Annotated in this window: 21 protein-coding genes; 11 read left to right on the plus strand and 10 right to left on the minus strand. The window is 72.3% G+C overall.

The features are described 5' to 3' along the window. Nucleotides 1-212 precede the first annotated feature (212 nt). Nucleotides 213-746 carry a DUF4863 family protein gene (locus tag ACWDUZ_RS21970; protein WP_451633480.1) on the plus strand — a complete coding sequence of 178 codons (534 nt, stop codon included), beginning with the start codon at nucleotides 213-215 and terminating at the stop codon, nucleotides 744-746. A 63-nt stretch (nucleotides 747-809) separates the two neighbouring features. Here the strand turns inward: ACWDUZ_RS21970 and ACWDUZ_RS21975 are convergent, their stop codons facing one another. From ACWDUZ_RS21975 to ACWDUZ_RS21990, 4 genes are read right to left on the minus strand one after another with little or no spacing between them, the layout of a single operon-like run. Further along, nucleotides 810-1,106 carry an antibiotic biosynthesis monooxygenase family protein gene (locus ACWDUZ_RS21975; RefSeq protein ID WP_451633481.1) on the minus strand — a complete coding sequence of 99 codons (297 nt, stop codon included), beginning with the start codon at nucleotides 1,104-1,106 and terminating at the stop codon, nucleotides 810-812. Further along, nucleotides 1,103-1,621 carry a cupin domain-containing protein gene (locus ACWDUZ_RS21980; RefSeq protein WP_451633482.1) on the minus strand — a complete coding sequence of 173 codons (519 nt, stop codon included), beginning with the start codon at nucleotides 1,619-1,621 and terminating at the stop codon, nucleotides 1,103-1,105. The genes ACWDUZ_RS21975 and ACWDUZ_RS21980 overlap by 4 nt, the downstream gene beginning before the upstream one ends. Further along, nucleotides 1,618-3,024 carry an NAD-dependent succinate-semialdehyde dehydrogenase gene (locus tag ACWDUZ_RS21985; protein ID WP_451633483.1) on the minus strand — a complete coding sequence of 469 codons (1,407 nt, stop codon included), beginning with the start codon at nucleotides 3,022-3,024 and terminating at the stop codon, nucleotides 1,618-1,620. Before ACWDUZ_RS21985 ends, ACWDUZ_RS21980 begins: the two co-directional genes overlap by 4 nt. Next, the gene (locus ACWDUZ_RS21990) at nucleotides 3,021-4,100 is read right to left on the minus strand and encodes an isocitrate/isopropylmalate dehydrogenase family protein (protein WP_451633484.1); all 1,080 of its coding nucleotides are present in this window, start codon (nucleotides 4,098-4,100) and stop codon (nucleotides 3,021-3,023) included. The genes ACWDUZ_RS21985 and ACWDUZ_RS21990 overlap by 4 nt, the downstream gene beginning before the upstream one ends. A 165-nt stretch (nucleotides 4,101-4,265) precedes the next feature. Between ACWDUZ_RS21990 and ACWDUZ_RS21995 the strand changes: the two genes are divergently transcribed. Then, nucleotides 4,266-5,102, plus strand: a complete 837-nt coding sequence (locus ACWDUZ_RS21995; RefSeq protein WP_451633485.1) for an alpha/beta hydrolase — start codon at nucleotides 4,266-4,268, stop codon at nucleotides 5,100-5,102. Nucleotides 5,103-5,180: 78 nt separating this feature from the next. Here ACWDUZ_RS21995 and ACWDUZ_RS22000 read toward each other — a convergent pair whose 3' ends face one another. The 3 genes from ACWDUZ_RS22000 to ACWDUZ_RS22010 all read right to left on the minus strand — a co-directional run bounded on the left by ACWDUZ_RS22000 (nucleotide 5,181) and on the right by ACWDUZ_RS22010 (nucleotide 9,442). Further along, the gene (locus ACWDUZ_RS22000; RefSeq protein ID WP_451633486.1) at nucleotides 5,181-6,428 is read right to left on the minus strand and encodes a lipase; all 1,248 of its coding nucleotides are present in this window, start codon (nucleotides 6,426-6,428) and stop codon (nucleotides 5,181-5,183) included. A 246-nt stretch (nucleotides 6,429-6,674) separates the two neighbouring features. Beyond that, nucleotides 6,675-7,991: a metallopeptidase TldD-related protein gene (locus ACWDUZ_RS22005; protein ID WP_451633487.1), complete on the minus strand. Its 1,317-nt coding sequence runs from the start codon at nucleotides 7,989-7,991 to the stop codon at nucleotides 6,675-6,677. Next, entirely contained in the window at nucleotides 7,988-9,442 is a 1,455-nt protein-coding gene (locus ACWDUZ_RS22010; protein ID WP_451633488.1) for a TldD/PmbA family protein, read from the minus strand. Before ACWDUZ_RS22010 ends, ACWDUZ_RS22005 begins: the two co-directional genes overlap by 4 nt. A 303-nt stretch (nucleotides 9,443-9,745) precedes the next feature. On the opposite strand from ACWDUZ_RS22010, the gene ACWDUZ_RS22015 reads away from it, so the two are divergent. The 8 genes from ACWDUZ_RS22015 to ACWDUZ_RS22050 all read left to right on the plus strand — a co-directional run bounded on the left by ACWDUZ_RS22015 (nucleotide 9,746) and on the right by ACWDUZ_RS22050 (nucleotide 18,279). Continuing rightward, nucleotides 9,746-10,930: a C45 family autoproteolytic acyltransferase/hydolase gene (locus ACWDUZ_RS22015; protein WP_451633489.1), complete on the plus strand. Its 1,185-nt coding sequence runs from the start codon at nucleotides 9,746-9,748 to the stop codon at nucleotides 10,928-10,930. Between the two features lie 60 nt (nucleotides 10,931-10,990). Beyond that, nucleotides 10,991-12,022, plus strand: a complete 1,032-nt coding sequence (locus tag ACWDUZ_RS22020) for an ABC transporter substrate-binding protein (RefSeq protein WP_451633490.1) — start codon at nucleotides 10,991-10,993, stop codon at nucleotides 12,020-12,022. Beyond that, nucleotides 12,019-13,071: a FecCD family ABC transporter permease gene (locus tag ACWDUZ_RS22025; RefSeq protein WP_451633491.1), complete on the plus strand. Its 1,053-nt coding sequence runs from the start codon at nucleotides 12,019-12,021 to the stop codon at nucleotides 13,069-13,071. Before ACWDUZ_RS22020 ends, ACWDUZ_RS22025 begins: the two co-directional genes overlap by 4 nt. Next, the gene (locus ACWDUZ_RS22030; RefSeq protein WP_451633492.1) at nucleotides 13,068-14,096 is read left to right on the plus strand and encodes a FecCD family ABC transporter permease; all 1,029 of its coding nucleotides are present in this window, start codon (nucleotides 13,068-13,070) and stop codon (nucleotides 14,094-14,096) included. Before ACWDUZ_RS22025 ends, ACWDUZ_RS22030 begins: the two co-directional genes overlap by 4 nt. A gap of 9 nt (nucleotides 14,097-14,105) precedes the next feature. Next, nucleotides 14,106-14,945 (plus strand): ABC transporter ATP-binding protein, encoded by an 840-nt coding sequence (locus tag ACWDUZ_RS22035; protein ID WP_451633493.1) that lies wholly within the window; start codon nucleotides 14,106-14,108, stop codon nucleotides 14,943-14,945. Nucleotides 14,946-15,091: 146 nt separating this feature from the next. After that, a complete protein-coding gene (locus tag ACWDUZ_RS22040; RefSeq protein ID WP_451633494.1) occupies nucleotides 15,092-15,811 on the plus strand; it encodes a VIT1/CCC1 transporter family protein in 720 nt (239 codons plus the stop codon). Continuing rightward, a complete protein-coding gene (locus ACWDUZ_RS22045; RefSeq protein ID WP_451633495.1) occupies nucleotides 15,808-17,682 on the plus strand; it encodes an FAD-binding protein in 1,875 nt (624 codons plus the stop codon). Before ACWDUZ_RS22040 ends, ACWDUZ_RS22045 begins: the two co-directional genes overlap by 4 nt. A 9-nt stretch (nucleotides 17,683-17,691) precedes the next feature. Further along, on the plus strand, nucleotides 17,692-18,279 hold the full coding sequence (locus ACWDUZ_RS22050) for a Chromate resistance protein ChrB (protein ID WP_451633496.1): 588 nt from the start codon (nucleotides 17,692-17,694) through the stop codon (nucleotides 18,277-18,279). A gap of 25 nt (nucleotides 18,280-18,304) precedes the next feature. Here ACWDUZ_RS22050 and ACWDUZ_RS22055 read toward each other — a convergent pair whose 3' ends face one another. The 3 genes from ACWDUZ_RS22055 to ACWDUZ_RS22065 all read right to left on the minus strand — a co-directional run bounded on the left by ACWDUZ_RS22055 (nucleotide 18,305) and on the right by ACWDUZ_RS22065 (nucleotide 20,372). Then, nucleotides 18,305-19,231: a MurR/RpiR family transcriptional regulator gene (locus ACWDUZ_RS22055; RefSeq protein ID WP_451633497.1), complete on the minus strand. Its 927-nt coding sequence runs from the start codon at nucleotides 19,229-19,231 to the stop codon at nucleotides 18,305-18,307. A 128-nt stretch (nucleotides 19,232-19,359) separates the two neighbouring features. Further along, the gene (locus tag ACWDUZ_RS22060; protein ID WP_451633498.1) at nucleotides 19,360-19,578 is read right to left on the minus strand and encodes a hypothetical protein; all 219 of its coding nucleotides are present in this window, start codon (nucleotides 19,576-19,578) and stop codon (nucleotides 19,360-19,362) included. Further along, nucleotides 19,578-20,372 (minus strand): COG4280 domain-containing protein, encoded by a 795-nt coding sequence (locus tag ACWDUZ_RS22065; RefSeq protein ID WP_451633499.1) that lies wholly within the window; start codon nucleotides 20,370-20,372, stop codon nucleotides 19,578-19,580. The genes ACWDUZ_RS22060 and ACWDUZ_RS22065 overlap by 1 nt, the downstream gene beginning before the upstream one ends. A 132-nt stretch (nucleotides 20,373-20,504) precedes the next feature. Between ACWDUZ_RS22065 and acnA the strand changes: the two genes are divergently transcribed. Further along, complete coding sequence (gene acnA / locus ACWDUZ_RS22070; RefSeq protein ID WP_451633500.1) at nucleotides 20,505-23,225, plus strand: aconitate hydratase AcnA; 2,721 nt, start codon at nucleotides 20,505-20,507, stop codon at nucleotides 23,223-23,225. The last annotated feature ends 63 nt before the right edge of the window (nucleotides 23,226-23,288 follow it).

Genomic DNA, 23,288 nt, shown 5'->3' on the forward strand with positions numbered 1-23,288 from the left:
GGGGGGCGCGCCCCCCCCCCCCCCCGCCGCTCTGAGGGGGCTGCGGGATCTGCCGGGCGGGCGCGGCCCCGGGCCGCGCCCGGCGCCGCCCCGTCGCACCTCGACGGGTGCGGACATCGGTCGGCGTCTATCGTTACAGCTGTTGACTGTAACGAAATGCTGAGGCATCGTTTCGGTGACGGACCCAGAGGTGACACGAGAGGACTCCGCGCATGAGCGAGGACAGCCGCAAGGCACTGATCGAGCGCAGCATCCCGTTCCTTGCCGAGGTGAGGAACCGTACGGCCGGCAACGACCTGGAGAGCTGGCTCAACACCACCTACGGCCCCGACAGCGAGCTCTACCAGGACCTCGCGCGCCTGATCAGGGCCGGTGTCCTGGAGGAGGGCTGGGCGGCGAACATCGAGGTGGACGGATCCCGCTACCGCCGCGGACTCATAGCCGAACCCACGGCGGAGACCCACTACTTCAGCATCACCGCCGTCTACATGAACAGCGTCGAGCGCTACCGGGGCCAGTACCACGCGCACCCGTACGGCGAACTGAACCTCGTCGTCCCCGTCGACCCCGGAGCCGAGCTGGTGGGGCCGAACGGCTGGCAGGGACCGGGCTGGACCGCGCCCGCCCCGGGCAGCCACCACTACCCCGAGGTGCGGGGAGGCGCGCTGATCGCCCTGTTCTACCTGCCCGCCGGACGCATCTCGTACGACATCCGTCCTGGCGGGTCCTCCGGTGCGGCCGCATAGAGCGGCGCCACGGCGGGCCACGGACGGTGCCCGGGGCGGGGGAGCGGTTCGGGTCCGGCGTCGTCACCCGGACAGGACCGCGCGGGTGTGCTCGACCTCGGGCGGCGCCGCGAAGTGAGGGCCCGCCAGGGCCCGCCAGCGGCGGAAGCCGTCGGAGGCCCGGAACGTCAGGGTGTGGTGCTCGACGCTCTCCCAGCGCACGACGAGCCGGTAGCGTCGCGGATGCTCGACGACGCGGTGCAGTTCGACCCCGTGGCAGCCCGGCGCCTCGAGAAACACGGGCAGGGCCTGGGCGACCGCCTGCTCGAACGCCTCCTCGCTGCCGGGCCGGACGTCGATCCGGGCGACCTCGGTGATCACGGTCGTCCTCCTGCCCGGTTCTCCGGCTCGGCGGGGCGGGTGTGCTCGGCCGCGGGCCGCACGTGCTCGGCGTCGACGCGGGCGGTGGCTCCCGTCGCCACGAGGGTTCGCGTCGCGTCCACCGAGGCATAGGTCCACAGGATCCGCATCGGTGCCTCCGTCGAGGCGTTGCGGAAGCGGTGCGGCGTACCGGCGGCGACGTAGGTGGTGTCGTACGGGGACAGCCGGTGCTCGGTGCCGTTGATCTCCACCACCGCGTCGCCCTCGAGGACCACCACGCTCTCCGCGCAGTTGTGGGTGTGCAGCGGGATTCCCGCGCCGGGTTCGAACAGGGTGATGCCGTTCAGGAAGACCTGCGCGCCGACCGCCGCGGTGACCAGGGGGGTGGTGCTGGCTCCGCCGCCGCGCCGGAAGGCGGGGAGTTCGGCGGGGCGCAGGACGGCCGGCGGGAAGGAGCCGCAGGGGGCGGCCGGTGCGTGGTCCGCGGTCGGGGCGGACGGGGGTTCGGCGGTCATCGAGGAGACACTCCGTTCGGCGCGGGCCGGTCCGCCGCGGCGGGACCGACCCAGACGGTCTTGACGTTGACGAACTCGCGGATCCCCTCGAGCCCCAGCTCGCGGCCGTAGCCGGACTTCTTGATGCCGCCGAAGGGCAGCCGCGCGTCGGAGGCGACCATGCCGTTCACGAAGACGGCGCCCGCGTCCAGCCGACGCACCAGGGTACGAGCGCGTTCCAGGTCACCGGTCCACAAGGTGGCGGCGAGCCCGTACTCCGTGTGGTTGGCCAGGGCGATCGCCTCCTCGGCGTCCCGTGCCCGCGTGACGGCGGCGACGGGGCCGAAGGTCTCCTCGTCGAAGGCCGGCATGCCGGGGGTGACGCGGTCGAGGACGGTCGGCGGGTAGAACCAGCCGGGACCGTGGGCGGGTTCGCCGCCCAGCTTGAGTTCCGCGCCCGCGGCGACGCTGCGTACGACCTGGCCGTGGAGGGTGTCGCGCAGGTCGGCGCGGGCCAGCGGCCCGATCGTGGTGCGGCGCTCCGCCGGAGGCCCCACGACCAGTGCCCGCGCGCCGCGGGTGAACGCGGCGACGAACTCGTCGGCGACGGACTCCTCGACGATGAAACGCTTGGCGTTGACGCAGCTCTGTCCGGCGTTGACGAACCGGGAGGCGACCGCGGTGGCGGCCGCCCGTGCCACGTCCGCGTCGGCGAGCACCACGAACGGGTCGGAACCGCCGAGTTCCAGCACCTGCTTCTTGAGCGCCGCCGCCGCCCGGGCGGCGACGGCGGCGCCGGCCCGGGGCGAGCCGGTCAGGCTGACTGCGGCGATGCGCGGGTCGGCGATGACGTCCGCCACCCGCTCGACCTCGATCAGCAGGGCGCCGCACAGGCCCTCGGGCGCGCCCGCCTCCCGCACGGCCGACAGGACGGCCAGGGCGCACTGCGGCACGTTGTCGGCGTGCTTGAGCACCACCGCGTTGCCGGCGGCGAGGGCCGGCGCGGCACAGCGGACGAACTGCCAGAACGGGTAGTTCCACGGCATCACGGCCAGCACCACGCCCAGCGGCTCGCACACCACGGCGCTCTCGGCCGCGTCCGAGTCCACGGGCCTGTCGGCCAGTTGCGCGGGGGCGTGCTCGGCGTAGTAGGCGCAGGTCGCCGCGCATTTGTCGATCTCGGCCTCCGCCTCCCTGATCGGCTTGCCCATCTCCGCGGTGATCAGCCGGGCGAAGCCGTCCCTGCCCTCGCGCAGCACGTCGGCGAGCCGCCGCAGCAGCGACGCGCGCTCCGTGACGTCCCGGCGACGCCAGGCCGCCTGGGCCGCCACGGCCCCGGTCAGCACTGCCTCCACCTCCCGGTCCGACGACGGGACGAAGCGGGCGAGTTCGAGGCCCGTGGCCGGGTCGGTCGAGGCGATCACGAGGGGACCTCCATGGTGTTGTCGACGGCGTCGCGTACGGCTGTCGCGAACGCGGAGGTGCCCAGGCGGCCACCGATGTCGCGGGTACGGGTGGCGGGGTCGGCCAGGACGGTGTCGACCGCCGTGCCGATCAGTGCGGCGGCACGCCGGAGCCCGTCGTCGCCGTCCCGGCCGCCGCGCCAGTCCAGCAGCATGGCGGCGGAGAGGATCAGGGACGTGGGATTGGCGACGCCCTGGCCGGCTATGTCGGGGGCGGAGCCGTGCTGGGCCTGGGCGACGCAGACGGTGTCGCCGGCATTGACGGATCCGGCCAGTCCCAGGCTGCCGGACAGCTCCGAGGCCTCGTCCGAGAGGATGTCGCCGAACATGTTGGTGGTGACCAGGACGTCGAACCGCTCGGGGCTGCGGATCAGCAGTGCGGCGGTCGCGTCCACGATGAGTTCCTCGAGTTCGACGTCGGGGAAGTCGGCCGCGACCCTGCGCACCTCGCGCAGGAACAGCCCGTCGGAGAGCTTGAGCACGTTGGCCTTGTGGACGGCCGTGACCTTCCTGCGTCGGCCCCGGGCCAGTTCGAAGGCGGCCCGGGCGACTCTCGCGCAGGCCCGGGCGCTGATCCTGCGTACCGACAGGGCGAGGTCCGCGTCCGGCATGAACTCACCGCAGCCGGCGTGCATGTTGCGGTCGGAGTAGAAGCCCTCGGTGTTCTCCCGCACGATGACGAGGTCCATGGGGGTACGCAGAACGCTCAGTCCCGGTCGTGAGCGGCAGGGGCGGACGTTCGCGAACAGCTCGAAGGCGGTGCGCAGTTCGGCCGACGGGTTGATCCCGCCCTCGGCGCGCGCGGGGTACTCGTAGTGCGACACGGGGCCGAGCAGTACGCCGTCCGCCTCGGGCACGCGCGCGAGCACGGTGTCGGGGAGCGTGGTGCCGCAGGCCGCCAGCGAGGCGAGCCCGATGTCGCGGGTCTCGTAGCTCAGGCCGAGCCCGAGCCGTCGGTCGACGCCGTCGAGCACGTCGAGTGTCGCCGCGGTGATCTCGGGGCCTATGCCGTCACCGGGCAGGACCAGGATTTTCACTAGCTGCCTTTCCTTCCAGCGAATGTGACGTGCCATCAGGTCGCGGTCGTCGGAGGGGCGGGTGTCCCGAAACCCTCGTCTGTAGTAGTCACTACGATCTGGTCGGCTAGTTGATACATATGCTACAGATAGGGGTCGTGGCAACCCGCGGTGAAAGGGAAACCGTTGAAGACATCACAGCCCGCCACGGCGGGCGCCCGGATCCTGCACCCGACCGAGTTCTTCCACTCGGGCGTGACGGCGTTCTTCGCCTCGCAGAGTGACCAGCGCTTCTCGTACTGCCTGTACGTGCCGACCGCACACCAGCGGGCGACCGAGCCGCTGCCGCTGGTCGTGGTCGTGCACGGCACCAACCGCACGGCGGAGCGATACCGCACGATGTTCCGCGACTTCGCCGAGACCCACGGCTGCGTCGTGCTCGCGCCGCTCTTCCCGGCGGGGATCGCCGACCCGGAGGATCTGCACGGCTACAAGCGGCTGCTGCACCAGGGGATCCGCTACGACGAGGTGCTGCTGGACATCGTCGAGCAGATCGGCGGACGCTACACCGTCGACACCGAGCGGTTCCTGCTGCACGGCTTCTCCGGCGGCGGACAGTTCGCACACCGGTTCGCCTATCTGCACCCCGAGCGGCTGGCCGCGCTGTCCGTCGGCGCGCCCGGCCGGGTCACCCGGATCAACCCGGACGTCCCGTGGTGGCTCGGCACCGCTGACGTCGCCGAGCGGTTCGGCCGGGAGGTCGACCTGGACGTCCTGCGCACCGTGCCCGTGCAGATGCTCGTCGGCGACGCCGACACCGAGACATGGGAGATCGCCGAACCCGGCCTGGACGCCGGCGGCGACACCCGCGTCGAGCGCATGACGGCCCTGCGCGACAACTGGGAGCGCCACGGCATCACGGTCCGTTTCGAGCTGATACCCGGGATGGGACACAGCGGTTCGGCGGCACTCCCGCACGTACAGCGGTTCTTCGCCGACGTACTGACCGGCGGCAGCGCCTGAACGGGGCGTGCGCCGGGCGAGCGCCCGGCTCCCGCCCGGCTCGCGTCGGGCGAGCGCCTCGCCGCTGCCCGGCTCGCGTCAGGCGAACGCCCCGCCGCCGCCCAGCACCCGTCCGGCGAAGCGCCGGCCGATGGTCCGGTAACCGGCGGCGTTCGGATGGACCCCGTCCGGCATGTCCGCCGCGTCCTTCGGGCCGAACAGCTCGCGCCCGTCGAGGTAGTGCAGGCGGGGGTCGCCGCGGCGGCGTTGGAGCACGATCCGCTCCAGCGCCTCGCGGACCACGGGCAGGGTCAGCGGGGCGAGCGAGGCCTCTCCGGGATCGCCGGGCTCCTTCCACGGATCAGCCGCTTCCGTATCGAGACGGTCCGGGTGGCCGCGCGGGCGGAAGTCCCCGAACGGGCCCGGGTCCGCGCTGCAGCCCGAGCCCGAGCCCGAGCCCGAGCCCGCGCCCGGGGCCGTGGCGGTGGCCGCGTCCGTGGCCTCCAGGCGCGGGCAGAACACGGGCGACACCACCAGGAGCGGAGTGTCCGGGTGCCCGTCCCGCACGGTGTCGAGGAAGCCGTGCACGGCGGGTCCGAAGGTGCGCGGCTTGAGTGCCGACTTCAGCACCGGGTTCACCCCCAGTTCCAGACTGATCAGATCGGCCGGCAGGTCCCGGACCGTACGGGCGACGAAGGGGTCCAGCATCCCGTTGCCCGCCAGTCCCAGGTTCACCGGCTCCAGCGAGCCCAGGGCCGCCGCCACCGCCGGCCAGGTGCCGGTGGGGCCGTCGGCCTGCGTGCAGTGACTGATCGAACTGCCGTGGTGGACCCAGCGGCGCTGACCGGACGGCGCGGGCGGTTCCACCTGCGCGTCGGCGCGCAGGGCGAGCAACGCGCACGGGGTCTGCTGGGGCAGCCACATCTCGACCTCCTTCACGCCCGCGGGCAGCGCCCGGAACCGGACGGTGCCCGGCTCGCCGGCGACCTCCCGCGGCCGGGCGCGCGCATGGGCCAGCCGCAGCACCCGGCCCACGGGCGCGGTCGCCCGCTCCGTGAGCCGGCCGTCCACCACCAGGTCGAACACACCCGCGTCCGTGGGCGAGTCGGTGCCGTCGAAGTGCCGCACCGTGGTGAGCACATCGAGCTCCAGGGTCCGGGCCGCGGTACGGAAGGCCAACCGCACGCCGGCCGGCATCGCCGCGACGAAGTCCATGAACGCGTCCGGATACTGCTCGCGCGTCCAGGCCGGCAGCCGGCGCGGAAGCAGTCCGCCACCGGGGCGGCGCTCCAGATCGAGCGCGCCGCGGACCTGGACCGGGCCGCCGGACAGGGGGATCTCACGCATGGGCCAAGCCTCCGTTCTGACAGCGACGGCGACCGCGGGCGCCGGTCCCTTCCGGACCGCCCGCGTCGCCGCTTTACGGGGAACCGGCGAGTCTCCGGCGACCGCGCCCGGGAGTGCTCGGTCCCGTCGCCGGAGGACGGGAGCGCGGCGGTGTCGCGTGCCGCCGGGTGCGCGGCGCAACCGTAGCGCGCGGGTCCGGCGGCCGGACGCGGGCCTCTCGTCACGCGGAGCCCGCCGCCTTCCGGTTCAGAGTCTGATCGGGCCGGCGTCCACGAGCAGGGCGGGCGCGACGACGCTCTCCATGAACACCGCCTCGCCCCGCTCGCGACGACTGCCCACGGCCAGGACGGCGTCGAGCACTTCGTCCATGCGGAAGGTCAGGCGCACCGACGGCTGCCACGCCACCGGTTCACCGTCGCGGATCCAGTACGTCGCGTCCCGCGTCGTGCCCGTGACGAGGGTGTCCTTGGGGTGGAGGATGCGCAGGTAGTCGAGACGGCTGATGACCAGTCCCTCGCCGCAGAGGCCGGCCAGCTCCCGCTCGGTGCGGTCGCCGCCGTCCAGCAGCAGATGGGAGGGCGAGGGGTCGGCGCCGAAGCGCCAGCCCGCCGGAACCGCGTGGCCGGTGGACACGCCGCCGGTGACGGCCGCGCGTCCGAGGTCCGACACGACCCCGGTGAGCACGCCGTGGTCGATCAGCCGGGTGGCCCGGCGCGGCGTGCCCTCCGGGTCGAAGCCGCTGGCGAGGCCCGCGGGGTCGGTGCCGTCGTCGGTGAGGGTGAGGAGTTCGCTGGTGACCCTGCTGCCCATGCGCCCGGCCACGGCGGTACGGTCCTCGGCGTAGCCGGCGGCTCCCAGGGCCACGTAACCGTAGGTCGCCAGCAGGGTGATGACCGCCTGGGGCCTGAGCAGGACCCGGAACGTGCCCTGCACGGGCTTTTGTTCCGGCAGGTCGGCCAGGTCGTCGAGAAGCCGGCGGGCGACGTCGGTGGGGTCGATGCGGGCGGCGTCCCGGTGGACGAGGCGGACGCTGGAGGACCTGTCCCCGCGTTCGGCGATCGCCTGCAGGCACGCCTTGGTCAGGGTCTCCTCGCGGTAGAGGCCGTCGTGGTCGGCGACCACCCGGTGCACCACGTCGTGCCGGATCGAGCCGCCGAGCAGCGCGGCGCCGTCCAGGCCGTCCCTGACCGTGCTGAACCAGGCGTGGCGCTCGGCCGGGCCCGCGCCGAGGGTGGAGACGCCGACCTCGGGCCGGGCGGCGGCGACGGTGGCGGGCCGCGTCGGTCGCGCGCCGTTCGCGGCCGGCAGCAGGGCGAGTGCGGCGTCGAGCTGTGCGGCCAGGGCTTCGACCGCGGCGGGATCGAGGCTCTCCAGGGTGCCGAGGGCGGTTCTGCCCTGCCGGGTCAGCCGCACGCGCACCCGCAGGCGTTCCTCACTGTGCTGGGCGGTGACCCGCGACCGGGCGTAGCGGAGCAGTCCGGTGCGCTCGTGGGCGAGGTCGAGGTGGGCGCCTTGGCCCAGGATGCCGAGTGCGGTGCGGACTTGACGGGCTTCTATGCTCATCGGGTGCCTATCTGAACGTTGCGGAAGCGGGCGGGAACCGTGCCGTGCCCGATGTGGGCCACCTGGAGGGGCTCGCCCTTGTTGCACGAGGGGATGCCGTGGATCTGGAACTCGTCCCGGTTGCCGAGGGCGTCGCAGCCGGCCCAGAACCGCGGTGTGACACCGGAGTACGTGCAGTTCTTCAGCAGGCGTCCCAGCCGTCCGTCGCGGATCTCCCAGCCGGCCTCGGCGCCCAGCCGGAAGGACAGGCGCTGGTCGTCGATGGAGACGCTCTTGGTCATGTCCATCAGGACGCCGCGTTTGGTGGTGGCGATCATCTCGGCGAGCGAGGAGTCCCCCGGCTCCAGGCAGAGGTTGGTCATCCGGACCAGCGGGATGCGTTGCCAGCCGTCGGCGCGGGCCGCCCCCGAGGACTCCTGGCCGAGGGCGGCGGCCGACTCGCGGCCGGAGAGATAGCCGGTGAAGATGCCGTTCCTGACCAGTTCGGTGCGCTGGGCGGCGACGCCCTCGTCGTCGTACGCGTAACTGCCCAGCGCCCCCGGGATGGTGGCGTCGGCATGGACGGAGACGAGGGGGGAGCCGAAGCGGAAGGTGCCGCGGCGTTCGGGTGAGGCGTAGGTGCCCCCGGCGAGGCTCACCTCGGAGCCGAGGGCGCGGTCGGCCTCCATCGGATGGCCCGCGCACTCGTGCAGCACCATGGCGAGCTGGGCGCCCGTGACGACCAGGGTCGTGGTGTCGTCGGGGCAGGGGGGCGCCGACAGCAGCGCGACGGCTTCCGCTCCGACCCGCGCGGCCTCCTCGGCCAGCCGCAGGGCGGGGATGTGCTCGTAGCCGGCGGTGGCGAAGTGGCCGCGCTGTCCGCGGATGGAACGGGGCACCGCCTGGGGGAACGAGCGGCGCTGGACGTCGTCGCCGTCGGAGGCGACCACCATCAGTCCGCCGCCGCTCTCGGTGATGGTCTGTTCGATCAGCGCGCCCTCGGTGTTGGCGAAGACCTTGTCGTCACGGAAGAAGTCCATCGACGCCTCGATCTGCCGGACCAGTGGTCCTGCGGTGCGGGCTTCGGCGACCGCCGCGGCCAGCAGGTCGAGTTTGGTGGAGAGCGACACCTTGAACGGGTCGACGGCCATCGGCGAGGACCACCGCGCGCGGGTGGTGACCGGCTGACCGAGCGGGATCTTCGCCCCGCCGCCCGCGGCACGGGCCTGCGCGACCGCCTCGGTGACGGCGGCGCTCAGACCCTTGTGGTCCAGGCGGTGCGTGGCCGCGAATCCCCAGTGTCCGCCGACGACGACTCGCACGCCGACGCCGAGTGAGCTCTCCCGCATGATGTCACCGGGGCCGTTGTGCTCGACGAGGACCAGTTCGTGGGTGCGGTCGACGACGCGTACGTCCGCGTAGGCGACGTCCCCGGGCAAGAGCTCCAGGACCGTGTGCGCAGTGTCTTTCACAGTGTGACTTCCCCTTCGATCGGGGTGCGGCGCCGGCCAGGGCCGGGCGGGGCACCGGGCATGAGGTGCGCAAAGGCTTCCAGCGGCCAGGCACGTCCTCGAAGGTAGCGTCCACTACAGAGATTGACAACGAGTGTTGTGGATGCTTCAGAGTGTTCTGACGGATTTCACTACATCTATTGACTGCCGTTGTAGCGGTTACTACGGTGCCACCACCCGGCGTGGCCGGATCCCGCTGGATCCGGCCCGTCCCGCACCCGAACCGGCGGCAGACAGCGCCCTCAACCGCCCCAGGAAGTTCTCATGCCCGAGCAACTCCTCTTCATCGACCTGACGAGTGCCGACCCCCGAGAACGCGGCCGGCAGTACGGCGCGGCCGCTCGCCGACTGATAGCGCGCTCCATCGACTTCTACGCGGAACTGTTCCAACGCACCGCCCACCTGCGGTGGGAGGAGGCCACCTCCCGGGCCCGCGCCTGGGTGCCCCTCGTCGACGACTACCTCCCCGGCATCCTCGAGGAGATCCGCGGCATCGCGGAGGGCGCCGAACGGGACTTCGAGGAGATCCTCGCCCTCAACGCCCGCTTCGAACTCAGCCAGTCCAACCCCTTCGACGACAAGGCCGACGAGGGCTGCACGTCGTTCGCACTGCTGCCGCAGGCCAACGGCATCGGCCATGTGCTGTGCGGACAGAACTGGGACTGGCGCGAGCAAGTCGCGGACACCGTCGTCGTCCTACGCGTCCAGCAGCCCGGCCGGCCGACCTTCATCTGCCAGACGGAGGCCGGCCAGGTCGGCCGGCACGGCGCCAACTCCGCCGGTCTCGCCCTCAACGCCAACGGCCTCGGTGGTGGGTTCGACGCCGGGCTCAGTGTGCCCGGCACCTTCGTCCGCCGCAAGATCCTTCAGTCCTGGGACATGTACGACGCGCTGCGGGCCGCGTTCGAGGTCACCCAGTCCGCACCCAGCAACCTCCTCATCACCCACCGGGACGGCTTCGCGATCGACCTGGAGACCACGCCGGGCCGGCACGGCTGGATGTACCCCACCGACGGACTCCTGGTCCACGGCAACCACTTCCAGGCCTTCGTCCCGCCGCAGATCGAGCAGACGTACCGGCCCTTCTCCGTCGACTCGCTGTTCCGTGTCCCCCGCGTCACCGACGGCCTGCGCGCCGCCCGGACCATCACCACCGGCTCCGAGCTGCGGGCCCACGTGCGCGACGTGATGAGCGACCACTTCGCACACCCCAACTCGGTGTGCCAGCACGCCGACCCGCGACGTCACGAGGCCGACCGCTACCAGACGGTGGTCTCCAGCCTGGTGGACCTCAGCACCGGCGAGTACCTGCTGACCGCGGGGCTGCCGTGCGAGAACGCGTACGTCCAGGCGCCCTGGAACCTCTACGACGGCCCCGCCGCACCCACGCGTCCTGCGTGGGGCGAATCGTCACCTCCCGCTCCGCACGCAGCCGTTCAGGCGGGCTGACGCCCGGCGACGGCACCGCGATCCCCGTCCCCGTTCCCGTCCCACACCCCTGGAGCCCCGATGTCCCGCGTCCTCAGACCACGCCTGCCCCGAGGATCCGCCGGCCTGCTCGGCGCCCTTCTCACCCTCGCCCTGCTCACCGCGGGCTGCGGCGGCACCGCCGGATCCGCGGCCAAGGACGACCGCGCCGCCGGCGGCGGAGAGCAGGCCGCCCGTCCCGAAGCCCGGCCGGACAGCGCCAGCTGCGGCAAGAACTCCCGCACCATCAAGCACGACCTGGGCACCACCACGGTGACCGGCAAGCCCAAGCGCGTCGTCGCCCTCGAATTCTCCTTCGTGGACGCTTTGGTGAACGCCGGCGTCAAGCCCGTCGGCATCGCCGACGACGGCAAGCCCGAGCGCATCCTCAAGCCGCTGCGCGACGCCGTCGGCCACTACACCTCGGTGGGCCTGCGGCAGTCCCCGAACCTGCAGGTCATCAAGTCCCTCAAGCCCGACCTCATCATCGCCGACAGCCAGCGGGACGCCGCGGTCTACGCGCAGCTGCAGAAGATCGCGCCCACCATCGCCCTCGCCAGCAACGCCGCCGACTACGACCGGGTGATCAGCAGCGAGGCGGTGGTCGGTCAGGCCGTGGACGAGTGCGACCGGATGACGGCCGCCCTGGACAAGCACAAGCAGACCATGGCCGCGCTGAAGGCCCGTGTCCCCAACGGTGACAAGCGCAAGATCGTTTTCGCCATCACCTACGACAAGGGTGTCAGCGCCCAGACCCAGCGAGCCTTCGCCCCCACCGTGCTGCGCGGCCTGGGACTGACGACCGTGCCCTCCACCGACGGCCAGGACGCCACCCTGAGCATGACCCTGGAGTCCATGGTCACCACCGCCCCCGACGTCCTGTTCATGGCCCGCAACACCCCCAGGACCCTCAGCGACCAGTGGCAGTCCAGCGCTCTGTGGAAGCAGATCCCGGCCGTGAAGAACAAGGCCACCTACGTGGTCGACGGCAACGTCTGGTCCAAGGGCCGGGGCACCCTCGCCGCCGAGACGATCGCCCGTGAGGCGATCGACAAGCTCTTCCCCGCCTCATGAGCGCCCCGACAGTCGCAGTGAAGTCGCCCCCGGCCGGTCCGGCCGGCCGGGGGCGGGACCCCCGGATCGTCGTCGCGGCCGTCACGGTCGCCGGCGTGGGCCTGCTGGCCGTCGGCATGCTGTGGGCCCTCTCGCTCGGTAGTGAGCAGATCGGCTGGTCCACGGTCGCGCACGCGTGGTTCTCGGGGGACTCCCCAGCCGCACAGATCGTGCGGACCATCAGAATGCCGCGGGTGCTGCTCGCCGCCCTGGTCGGCGCCAACCTCGCCGTCTCCGGGGCGGTGATGCAAGCGATCACGTCCAACCCGATCGCCTCGCCCGACATCATGGGCGTCAACGCCGGCGCCGCCGTGGTCGTCGTCGCGGCCATCACCGTCGTACCGGCGATGGCCGGCGCCCCCTCCATCCTCCTCGCCTTCGGCGGCGCGGCGGCGGCGGGCATCACGGTGATGGTCCTGGCGGGCATGGGAACGGGCAAAGTCAGCCCGGTCCGGCTCGCCCTCGCCGGAGTGACCGCCAGCAGCCTGCTCGTCTCCCTCACCCAGGTCCTGGTCATCTTCCACGAGAACGACACGCAGTCCGTGCTGTTCTGGCTCGTCGGCGGCGTCAACTTCGCCCAGTGGCACGACATCACCACCGCCCTGCCCTGGACGGCGGCCGGGCTGCTGGCCGCACTGGCGCTGGCCAAGTCGCTCAACATCCTCGCCCTGGGCGAGGACATGGCCCGCGGTCTGGGACAGCACGTGGAGCGCACCCGGGCGCTGGGCGCCGCCGTGGTCATCGTGCTGTGCGGCGCCTCGGTCGCGGTGGCCGGCCCCATCGCCTTCATCGGACTGATCGCCCCGCACATCACGCGCAGACTCGTCGGCTCCAACCACCTGCGCGTCCTGCCGGTGGCGATGCTCGTCGGAGCCGTCCTCACCGTCTACGCCGACATCGGCTCCCGCTATGTGAACCCGCCCTTCGAGGTACCCACCGGTGTGGTCACAGCCCTCGTGGGGGCGCCGATCTTCATCTATCTCGCCCGACGGCAGAAAGTCACGCGATGACCGTCAACGTAGCCGTGGGACGGCCCGTGCGCCGGACCGTCGTCGCGGCCCGCAGACCCTGGATCCTGGTCGGTTCCCTGCTGGCGCTCGCCGTGATCGGCAGCTTCGTCAGCCTGGCGATCGGGGCCACTCCGATTCCGTTCTCCGATGTGCTCACCGCACTGGCCGGGCACCGCGGCAGCGACGCCGCCGAGGTCGTCCTCGACTTCCAGCTGCCGCGGGTGCTGCTGTGCTGGGTGGTCGGCATCGGCCTGGCCGTGTCCGGCGGAGTGATGCAGGGCGTGATCCGCAACCCGCTGGCCGCCCCCGACATCGTCGGCGTCACCAAGGGCGCCGGCTTCGCGGGCATGCTGCTCGTGCTGACCCTGCCGTCCGCGTCCGCCGCACTGGTCCCCCCGGCGGCCTTCGTGGGCGGCCTCGTCGGAGCGGGACTGGTGTACGTCTTCGCCTACCGGCGCGGGGTCTCCCCGGTCCGCCTGGCGCTGGTCGGCATCGCCGTCAGCGCCACCTTCGAGGCATGCATCCGGTACCTGCTGGTCAAGTACCCGCTGGACGTCAACGCCTCCCTGATCTGGCTCACCGGCAGCCTGTTCGGCCGGTCGATGGACACCGTCTGGATGGCGCTGCCGTGGATCGCCGTGCTCGTCCCGGTGGTACTGATGATGGCCCGGCGGCTGGACGTGCTGGGCCTCGGCGACGACCTGGGCACAGGGCTCGGCGAACCCGTCGAGCGCACCCGCCGCCACCTGCTCCTGCTCTCCGTGGCCCTCGCGAGCGTGTGCGTGGCCGTCTCCGGGACCATCTCGTTCGTCGGCCTGATCGCACCCCACATCGCACGCCGCCTGGTCGGAGGCCGCCACGTGGTGCTGCTGTCCGCGGCGGCCATGATCGGCGTGCTGCTCATGCTGCTCGCCGACACCGTCGGCCGCGGCATCGCCCCGCCCCTGGAGATCCCCGCGGGCGTGGTCACCGCCGTCATCGGCGGACCGTACTTCCTCTATCTGCTGGTCAAGCTGGGCAAGTAGGAGCGATCGATGAGACTGCAGGCGCACAACGTCCGACTCGCCTACGACACCCGCGTGATCGCCGAGGATCTCAGCCTGACCGTCCCGGACGGCAAGGTGAGCGTGCTGATCGGGCCCAACGGCTGCGGCAAGAGCACCGCGCTGCGGGCACTGGCCCGGCTGCTGCCGCCACGCGCGGGCCAGGTGGTGCTGGACGGCAAGTCCATCCAGAAGACATCCACCCGCGAGGTGGCCCGGCTGCTGGCGATCCTGCCCCAGGTGCTCACCGCGCCGGAGGGCATCACCATCGAGGACCTGGTGGCGTTCGGCCGCCACCCCCACCGGTCGTCGCTGAAGGTCCCGTCGGAGGCCGACCGCGAGGCCGTCGAATGGGCCATGGAGGTCACCGGCGTCGCCGACATGCGGCACGCCCATGTGGACCAGCTCTCCGGGGGCCAGCGGCAGCGGGTCTGGATCGCCCTGTGCCTGGCCCAGGAGACGGGCATCATCCTGCTGGACGAACCCACCACCTACCTCGACGTCGCCTACCAGCTCGAGGTGCTGGACCTGCTCGCGGACCTCAACCGCGACCACGGAACGACGATCGCGATGGTCCTGCACGACTTCAACATGGCAGCGGAGTACGCCGACCACATCTTCGTGATGCACTCCGGCGCGCTCGTCGCCGAGGGCACCCCCGTGGAGGTCCTCACCCCCGAACTCATCCAGCAGGTCTTCGGCGTGGAGTCACGGGTCGTGGACCACCCCGTCAGCGGCAAACCGCTGTGCATCCCCGTACGCCAGGAGCGGACCACCCGCCCCGCGCCGGGCCGACGGGGCGCCCGCGCGATGACGGCCGGCGCGACCTGAACGACCGCCGCCCGCCCGCCGGCACGCGTACCCACCCACCCGAGCCGGCGGACGCGGGCCGACCCGGGCCCTCGGCCCGTACTCCTGCCCCGCCCTTCACCCTCCCTGTCGCATGCCCGCGCACCACGAGAACGGATCGCACACGTATGTCATCGACCGTCGACAGCCGCCTGCCCGAACTGCACCACGCCCACCGGGACGTGACCGGCGGCTGGCTGCGCCCCGCCACCTTCGGCGTGATGGACGGCCTCGTCTCCAACTTCTCCCTCGTCGCCGGCGTCGTCGGCGGCGGTGCCCCGGCCCACACGGTGATCCTCACCGGCCTGGCCGGCCTGGTCGCGGGCGCCTGCTCCATGGCCACCGGCGAGTACACCTCCGTCTCCTCCCAACGCGACCTGGCCCATGACGAGATCGCGACCGAACGGCGCGAGCTCGAGATCCATCCCGACGAGGAACTGCGCGAACTCACCCTGATCTACGAGGACAAGGGGCTGCGCCCGGAACTGGCCGCCGAGGTCGCGCGCGAGATCACCGCCCAGCCCGAGGTGGCCTGGCGGGTGCACGTGCGCGAGGAACTCGGCATCGACCCGGACGATCTGCCCTCGCCCTGGACGGCGGCCGCCTCGTCGTTCGCGGCCTTCGCCATCGGCGCCCTCGTCCCGCTGCTGCCGTTCTTCCTCGGCGCCACCGGCATCCTCCCGGCGCTCGTCGTCAGTGCGCTGGCGCTCGCCGTGACCGGCGGCGGCATAGCCCGGCTGACGGCACGTCCGATGTGGTACGGCGGGCGCCGGCAGTTGCTGCTCGGCGGCCTGTCCGCCGCGGTGACCTACGGCGTCGGCCTGCTCGTCGGGACGGCCGTCTCATGACCGGGCCGATCGGATCCGCCGCTGTCGGCGGCGGGACGGCGGGCGCGGCACCCGGAGTGCGCACCGTCGTCCTGGTCAAGCAGGTGCCGCTGGAGGGCGGTTCGGGAGACCTCGGCCTCGACGGCCGGCTCCGGCGCACGGACGCGGAAGCGGAGATGAACCCCTGGTGCCGGCGCGCCGTGGCCCAGGCCGTGCGGCTCGCCACCGGCCCCGGCGGGCTCAGCACCGCCGTCACGATGGGACCCGCCCGCGCGGTGGACGTCCTGCGCGAGGCCCTCGCCTGCGGCGCCGACGAGGCGCTGCACCTGACGGATCCCGAATGGGCCGGAGCCGATTGCCTGGTGACGGCCCGGGCGCTGGCGGCCGCCGTGGACGCCCACACCGATGCCGAGGTGGTGCTTGTCGGGCTCAGTTCCGTCGACGGCAACACGACGGCCGTCGGCCCCATGGTGGCCGAGCTGCTCGGACTGCCCTTCGTCGGGGCGGCCCTGGACATCGACGTGGCCGAGGAGGACGGCACCCGCGTGCTGCGCACCACGCTGCAGTCCGACGAGGGACTGCGCAGCGTCCAGGTGGCGCTGCCTGCCGTGGTCGCCGTCGCCGAGCGCTCCTGCCGGCCGGCCAAGGCGCCCGCCGACACCTGGCCCGGCACCGACCGGGTGCGCACGCTGACCCGAGCGGACCTCGGGCACCGCGGCCCCGAGCGCAGCCCGACCCGGGTGACGGGCTTCCGCCGCCAGGCCCGGTCGCGCACCCCGGTGTTGCTGTCCGGCACCATCGACGAGCAGGTCGAGCGAGCGCTGGACCTGTGGCAGTCCCGGACGGAAGGGAACCCCGCCCCGCCACGTCCGGTGCCGGCCGTGCCGGCGCGTCCTCGCTCTCCTCATGGCCGGGTCCTGGCCCTGACCGGTCCCGCCGGGACGGCCGAACCACGGGCTCTGCTCGGTGAGGCCGCGGCCGTGGCCGCACGCCTCGGCGCTCAGGTCACCGCCGTCGTCCAGCCGGACACCGACACCGGCGCGTTCGCCTCGTGGGGGGCCGACGAGCTGCTGGTGCTCGGCGGGGAGGCGGCACGGCCGGCCGCGGCCGCGCTGCACTCCTGGATCACGGCCCACGGCCGGCCGTCGGCCCTGCTGGGCGCGGCACGCTCGTGGGAACGCGAGGTACTGGGACGGCTGGCCGCGCGACTGGACAGCGGTCTGATGTCCGACCTCGTGGCCGTGGAGGCCCGGGCCGACGTCGCCGGCGGCCCGCGTCTGACCGGCAGCAAACCGTCGGGTCAGGCCACCTTCGCGGAGATCGACAGCCTCGGCCCCGTGCAGATCGCGACGCTGCGCACCGGCAGCCTGCCGCTGCGGGCCCCGCGGTCCCGCACGAACACGGCGCTGCCTGTCCGGCGTGTGGAAGTTCCGCCGGACCCGGCACTGCGGGCGGGCCCGCTCGAACCGGACGGGGACTACGACGCCCTGGAACGGGCCCGGGTCGTCATCGGGGTGGGACAGGGCGTGGACCCCGGCCGCTACGCCGAGCTGGAACCCCTGCGGCTGCTGCTGGGCGCGGAACTGGCCGCCACGCGCAAGGTGACCGACGCCGGCCGGCTTGCGCACTCACGGCAACTGGGCATCACCGCACGCGCCATCGCCCCCGAGCTGTACCTGGCACTGGGCATCTCCGGCAGTACCCGTCACATGAGTGGCGTGGAGCGCGCGACGACCGTGCTGGCCGTCAACCACGACGCTGCCGCGCCGGTCTTCGACCAGTGCGACATCGGCATCGTCGCCGACTGGGCGGAGGCCGTGAGTGCCCTGTGCGCGGCCTTGGACAAGCGGCCGGACCTGACCGGTGGGCCAGTGGCCGAGGCGGGAGATTAGCCTTGCGGCATGGCAACCGACACCCGCACCGAGCCGACCGCCGACGATCCCATGCAGGGCCCCTGGCTGCTGTTGATCTACCGAGTCCCCAGCGAGTCCTCGGGGGCGCGTGTGGCGGTGTGGCGGCAGCTGAAGCGGCTCGGCTGCTTCTATGTGCAGCAAGCGGTGTGTGTGCTGCCCGATCGCGGGGATCTGCGGGAGAAGCTGACCCGGGTCCGCGAACGCATCGACGAGCTGGGCGGCTCCAGCGTCTTCCTGACCCTCACCGACGTCGAGGAGGACGCCCGCGTCCAGTTCGTCGAGGGGTTGCGCGGTCAGTCGGCGAAGGAGTACGCGGAGATCGTCGAGGAGTGCGAGACGAAGTTCTTCAAGGAGATCGAGTTCGAGCGCTTCCGCGGCAACTACACCTTCGAGGAGGCGGAGGAGATCCGCCAGGACCTGGAGAAGCTCAAGCGCTGGCTGCGCAAGGTCGAGTCCCGGGACTGGATGGACGCCGACGGCAGGGAACTGGCCCGGCAGAAGGTCGCCGAGTGCGAACGCCTGCTGGAGGAGTTCGAGGCGGACGTCTATGAGAGGACCGTCAGCGACGCCGGATGATCCGCCGCCCCGCGAGGGCGGCGGATCACGCGTGGCGCCGCCCGCCCCTGCGGCCGCCTCCCGACACCTTCGCCTCGGCCACGACCCGTGCGTTGAGCAGCTCCCTGAGCTGGTTGCGTTTGTCGAACGTCCTGATCGCGCGCTCCTCGTCGCGCGCGGCCACGGCCAGGGTGAGCGCCTCCAGCACGATCAGGAACATGCTCTGCCCGCCGTACATCTCCGGTCGGCCCGCGGGGGCGGACAGCACGGCGTGGGTCCGCCCGTGCAGGGCCTCGCGCAGCGTGTCGGTCAGCAGCACGACCCGCGCCCCCGTGTCGGCCGCGTGCCGGAGGGTCACCTCCAGCTCCGGCCGGACGCGGTTCTGCGCGATGACCAGGACCACGTCGTCGGGGCCGAGCGGCAGGAGCCGGTCGACCAGCTGGAAGCCGGTCTCCGAGGCCGGCCTCGCGCGGTAGCCGAGCCGGTTGAGACGGGTCACCGTGTACTCGACCAGGCTGGCGTCCCCGCCCAGACCCCACACCAGGGTCTCGTGGGCACCGGCGAGCAGTTCCACGGCGGCGCGGAAGTCCACCGGGTCCAGGGTGCGGCCCAGCTTTTTGAGCAGCTCCGCCCGCTCGGCGAGCAGGCTGCCCACGACGCCCTCGGGCCCGTCGCTGAAGTTGCTGATCGTGTTGTGCAGCAGGTGCGTGGGCGTCAGCAGCGTGCCGAGGTGTTCCTGCAGGGTGCGTTTGAGGCCCGGAAGGCCGTCGAAACCAAGGGACTTGGCGGTGCGGACGACGCTGGCGTCACTGGTGCCGGTGGACGTGGCGATCTCCTCCGCGGAGGAGAACGCCGCCTGCTGGGGGTGCTCGCACAGGTAGGTGGCGACCTTGCGCTCGGTGGGGGTGAGCGAGTCGTAGCGTGCGGTCACCCGTTCCTGCAGAGTGGGGAGTTTGCGGGCAGCGGCGGTCACGGCTCTCCTCGGCTCGCCGGCGACTGGTCTGTAGCGGATACTACGCGCCGGGAACGGTGCACGACAAAGGGTCGGTGGGCGGGCCGGGAAAAGACTCCCGGCCCGCCCACCGCACCGTGCCGCACGGGTCACGCCGAGCGGTCCCGTACATCGATGAGCAGGCTGACGGTGAACGCGGCCATCAGCAGGACACCGCCGAGCACGGCCAGTCCGGCATCCGCGAGGAGGCCGACGGACAGGGCCGCCAGCAGCACCGCGAGGGCCAGCACCACGGCGACGGCGATCTTCCAGTCGTCGCCGACGATGAAGTCGTACCAGAACCGTCCGAAGGACTTGAGCAGCTTCATCACACGTTCTCCTCGATCGGTCCGGCGGCCACCGGCGTGCTGGTGCGGGGCGTGCGCAGGGCGGCCACCAGGGCCCGGCTCAGCAGGAACCACGCGGCCAGCAGGGCGAGGAGGGCGAGGTCCTTGCCCGGCCACTCCAAACTCTCCCGGCCGGCGCGGAAGATGCCGATCCCCTCCACCACCCAGTAGGTGCCGAACGAGGCGAGCAGCAGCCCGACACCGTACTTGAGCAGGTTCTCGTCGATCATCGACAGCGGGCGGCGCACGGCGAACGCGATGCCGAGCACGACGATCACCGCGGCCAGGGCGCCCAGGCTGGCCGCGGGCACGTTGTCCGCGTTCAGTCCGAAGGTGATGACGATGAACACGACCTCCATGCCCTCGAGGAAGACGCCCTTGAAGGACACCATGAAGGAGAACATGTCGAGCCGGCCGGTGCGCTGCCCGGCCGCCTCGGCCGCCGCCACCTCCTCGCGGTAGATGGCGTCCTCGTCGTGCACGGCCTTGCGGCCCGACGACCGCAGGATCGCCTTCCTCAGCCACTGCAGGCCGAATATCAGCAGCAGGCCGCCGATGACCAACTGCAGTGCCGCTTCGGGAAACCAGCGCTCGAGGGCGTAGCCGGCGATCGACGTCACCACGGCGAGCAGTGCCAGGGCGGCGGCCACTCCGGTGAGCGCGGAACGCCAGCTGCGGGTGTAGCCCATCGCCATGACGATCGTCGTCGCTTCGACCATTTCCACGAAGCAGGCGACGAAGGTCGCGGCGATGAGCCCCCAGGTTGCCGCATCCACGGCGGCTCCTCTCCTTGGGTGTATGCAACAGTTGTTGCCTCGCTACGCTAGTTTCATGAAACAAATGTTGTCAATCATCGGGGAGCGTCCCGAACGGGCCCACGCCCGGAGAGAACACAAGGAGCTGCGCGGGTGGACACCCTCGGAAACGGACGGAACAGCTTCGGCACCGCGGAGGTACTGAGCGTCGGCGGCGAGCGGCACGCGATCCACCGGATCTCCGCCCTGGCCCCGTCCGACTGGCCGTACACGATCAAAATTCTGCTCGAGAACCTGCTGCGCCACGAGGACCGCGGCGCGGTGACGTCCGATCAGGTCCGGTGGCTGCTCGACTGGGGCTCCGCGAAGTCCTTCGCCCGCGCCGTCGACGTCCATCCGGCGCGGGCCTTCCTGCACGACACCAACGGCGTGCCGGCCCTCGCCGACCTCGCGGCGCTGCGCACCGCCGTGGCCGAGCGCGGCGGCGATCCGGCACGGGTGAATCCGGTCATCCCCGTGGAGTTGACCGTCGACCACTCGGTCGTCGCCGACGTGACGGCGCGGCCCGACGCGGCCGAGCGGAACGTGGCACTGGAGTACGAGCGCAACGCGGAGCGCTTCCGGTTCCTGAAGTGGGGCCGCGGCGCGCTGCGCGATGTGGCGGTCGTACCGCCGGGCACGGGCATCATGCACCAGGTCAACCTCGAACACCTGGCCCGTGTGGTCATGGTCCGCGACGGCCGCGCGTTCCCGGACCTGTGTCTGGGCACCGACTCGCACACCACGATGGTCGGCGGTCTGGGCACGCTGGGCTGGGGCATCGGCGGCATCGAGGCCGAGGCAGCCATGCTCGGGGAGCCCCTGTCGATGCTGATCCCGCCCGTGGTGGGCGTACGGCTCGACGGCGAACTGCCCGAGGGCGCCACCGCCACGGACCTGGTCCTCACCCTCACCGAACTCCTGCGCCGGCACGGCGTGGTGGGCAAGTTCGTGGAGTTCCACGGCCACGGCGTGGCCCGCCTCGCCCTCGCCGACCGGGCCACCCTCGCCAACATGGCCCCGGAGTACGGTGCGACCTGCGGCTACTTCCCGATCGACGAGGAGACGCTGCGCTATCTGCGGTTCACCGGCCGGACCGCCGAGCACGTGGCCGTCGTCGAGGCCTACGCGAAGGAACAGGGCCTGTGGCACCAGCCCGACGCGCCGCCCCGGTACACGGAATCCCTGCGCCTCGACCTCGCCGCCGTCGTGCCCTCGCTCGCCGGACCGAGCCGCCCGCAGGACCGGGTACCGCTGAACCGGGTGCGTACCGCCGTCCGCGACACGCTGCGCGAGCGGACCGGCGATGCCGAACGCCGGACCGTCCTTCGGCCCGCGCCGGGCGCGGCCGCGTCCGCCGACGCGCCCGAACAGGTCACGGACGCCGCCGTCGTGATCGCCGCGATCACGTCCTGCACCAACACCGCCAACCCCTCGGTGATGGTCGGCGCGGGCCTGCTCGCCCGGAACGCCGTCGCCCGCGGACTGCGCAGCAAACCCTGGGTGAAGACCAGCCTGTCGCTCGGCTCACGTGTCGTCACGGACTACCTGGACGCAGCGGGGCTGACGCCGTACCTGGAGAAACTCGGCTTCCACCTCACCGGATACGGCTGCATGACCTGCATCGGCGCCTCCGGCCCGCTGGCCGAGGGGGTGGCGGAGGCGGTGCGCGAGCAGGACCTCACCGTCGCGGCGGTGCTGTCCGGGAACCGCAACTTCGGGGGCCGCATCCATCCGGAGGCAAGGATGAACTTCCTGGCATCACCGCCCCTGGTCGTGGCCTACGCCCTGGCCGGAACCGTCGACACGGACCTGACCACCGACGCCCTCGGCACCGACCAGGACGGACGCCCGGTCCTGCTGAAGGACATCTGGCCGAGCGCCGAAGAGATCCGTGAGATCGTCACGTCCACCCTCAGGCCGGACATGTTCGCCCGCGCCTACGCGGACGTGTTCACCGGCGACGCGCGCTGGGAGGCGCTCGACGCACCGCAGGGCGAGCTGTTCGACTGGCCGGACGACTCCACGTACCTGCGCCGCCCGCCGTTCCTGGACGCGGTGACCGAGGAACCGGACCCGCCCGCGGACCTCCGCGGCGCGCGGGTGCTGGCCGCCCTCGGCGACTCGGCCACCACCGACCACCTCTCTCCGGCCGGTGCCATCCCCCCGCGCAGCCCGGCCGGACGCCACCTCGTGGCCGGCGGGACACCACCCACCCGGCTCAACACCTACGCCTCACGGCGCGGCAACCACGAGGTGATGATGCGCGGCGCCCTGGCCAACATCCGCCTGCGCAACCGCCTCGTCCCCGGTGCCGAGGGCGGCTTCACCCGGGACTTCACCGCCGGCGGAGCGGTCACCACGATCCACGAGGCGGCCGCCTCCTACCGTGCCGCCGGTGTCCCGCAGATCCTGCTGGCCGGCAAGGAGTACGGGACGGGCTCGTCCCGCGACTGGGCCGCCAAGGGACCGGCACTGCTCGGGGTGCGGGCCGTTCTCGCCGAGTCCTTCGAGCGCATCCACCGGTCGAACCTGGTGGGAATGGGCATCCTGCCGCTCCAGTTCCTCCCGGGCGACAGTGTCGCCGCGCTCGGGCTCACGGGGGAGGAGGTCTACGACGTCATCGGCCTCGCGGCGGCGCTGGAGGACGGTGGTGACGGTGGTACGGACGGCGGCATGTCCGCCCGCACGGTGCGGGTGCGGGCCGACGGGCGGACGTTCCCGGCTGCCGTGCGCCTGGACACACCCCGCGAGGTGACCCACTACCGGCACGGCGGCATCCTGCCCTATGTGTTGCGCCGGATGACCTCGAAAACCGCTGCCCAGGGGGTCTGAGCGCGGCACGCCGAGGGGTTCCGAGCGGGGCATCCCGCACACCCCGGGGCGCCCCGAGCGGCC

This window comes from Streptomyces sp. NPDC003393, from assembly GCF_053589015.1.

Bases quoted from the DNA above. Each gene is read 5' to 3' on its own strand.
- ACWDUZ_RS21970 (WP_451633480.1), top strand. From the start codon at position 213: ATGAGCGAGGACAGCCGCAAGGCACTGATCGAGCGCAGCATCCCGTTC.
- ACWDUZ_RS21980 (WP_451633482.1), bottom strand. From the start codon at position 1,621: ATGACCGCCGAACCCCCGTCCGCCCCGACCGCGGACCACGCACCGGCC.
- ACWDUZ_RS22000 (WP_451633486.1), bottom strand. From the start codon at position 6,428: ATGCGTGAGATCCCCCTGTCCGGCGGCCCGGTCCAGGTCCGCGGCGCG.
- ACWDUZ_RS22005 (WP_451633487.1), bottom strand. From the start codon at position 7,991: ATGAGCATAGAAGCCCGTCAAGTCCGCACCGCACTCGGCATCCTGGGC.
- ACWDUZ_RS22015 (WP_451633489.1), top strand. From the start codon at position 9,746: ATGCCCGAGCAACTCCTCTTCATCGACCTGACGAGTGCCGACCCCCGA.
- ACWDUZ_RS22020 (WP_451633490.1), top strand. From the start codon at position 10,991: ATGTCCCGCGTCCTCAGACCACGCCTGCCCCGAGGATCCGCCGGCCTG.
- ACWDUZ_RS22025 (WP_451633491.1), top strand. From the start codon at position 12,019: ATGAGCGCCCCGACAGTCGCAGTGAAGTCGCCCCCGGCCGGTCCGGCC.
- ACWDUZ_RS22030 (WP_451633492.1), top strand. From the start codon at position 13,068: ATGACCGTCAACGTAGCCGTGGGACGGCCCGTGCGCCGGACCGTCGTC.
- ACWDUZ_RS22035 (WP_451633493.1), top strand. From the start codon at position 14,106: ATGAGACTGCAGGCGCACAACGTCCGACTCGCCTACGACACCCGCGTG.
- ACWDUZ_RS22040 (WP_451633494.1), top strand. From the start codon at position 15,092: ATGTCATCGACCGTCGACAGCCGCCTGCCCGAACTGCACCACGCCCAC.
- ACWDUZ_RS22045 (WP_451633495.1), top strand. From the start codon at position 15,808: ATGACCGGGCCGATCGGATCCGCCGCTGTCGGCGGCGGGACGGCGGGC.
- ACWDUZ_RS22050 (WP_451633496.1), top strand. From the start codon at position 17,692: ATGGCAACCGACACCCGCACCGAGCCGACCGCCGACGATCCCATGCAG.
- ACWDUZ_RS22060 (WP_451633498.1), bottom strand. From the start codon at position 19,578: ATGAAGCTGCTCAAGTCCTTCGGACGGTTCTGGTACGACTTCATCGTC.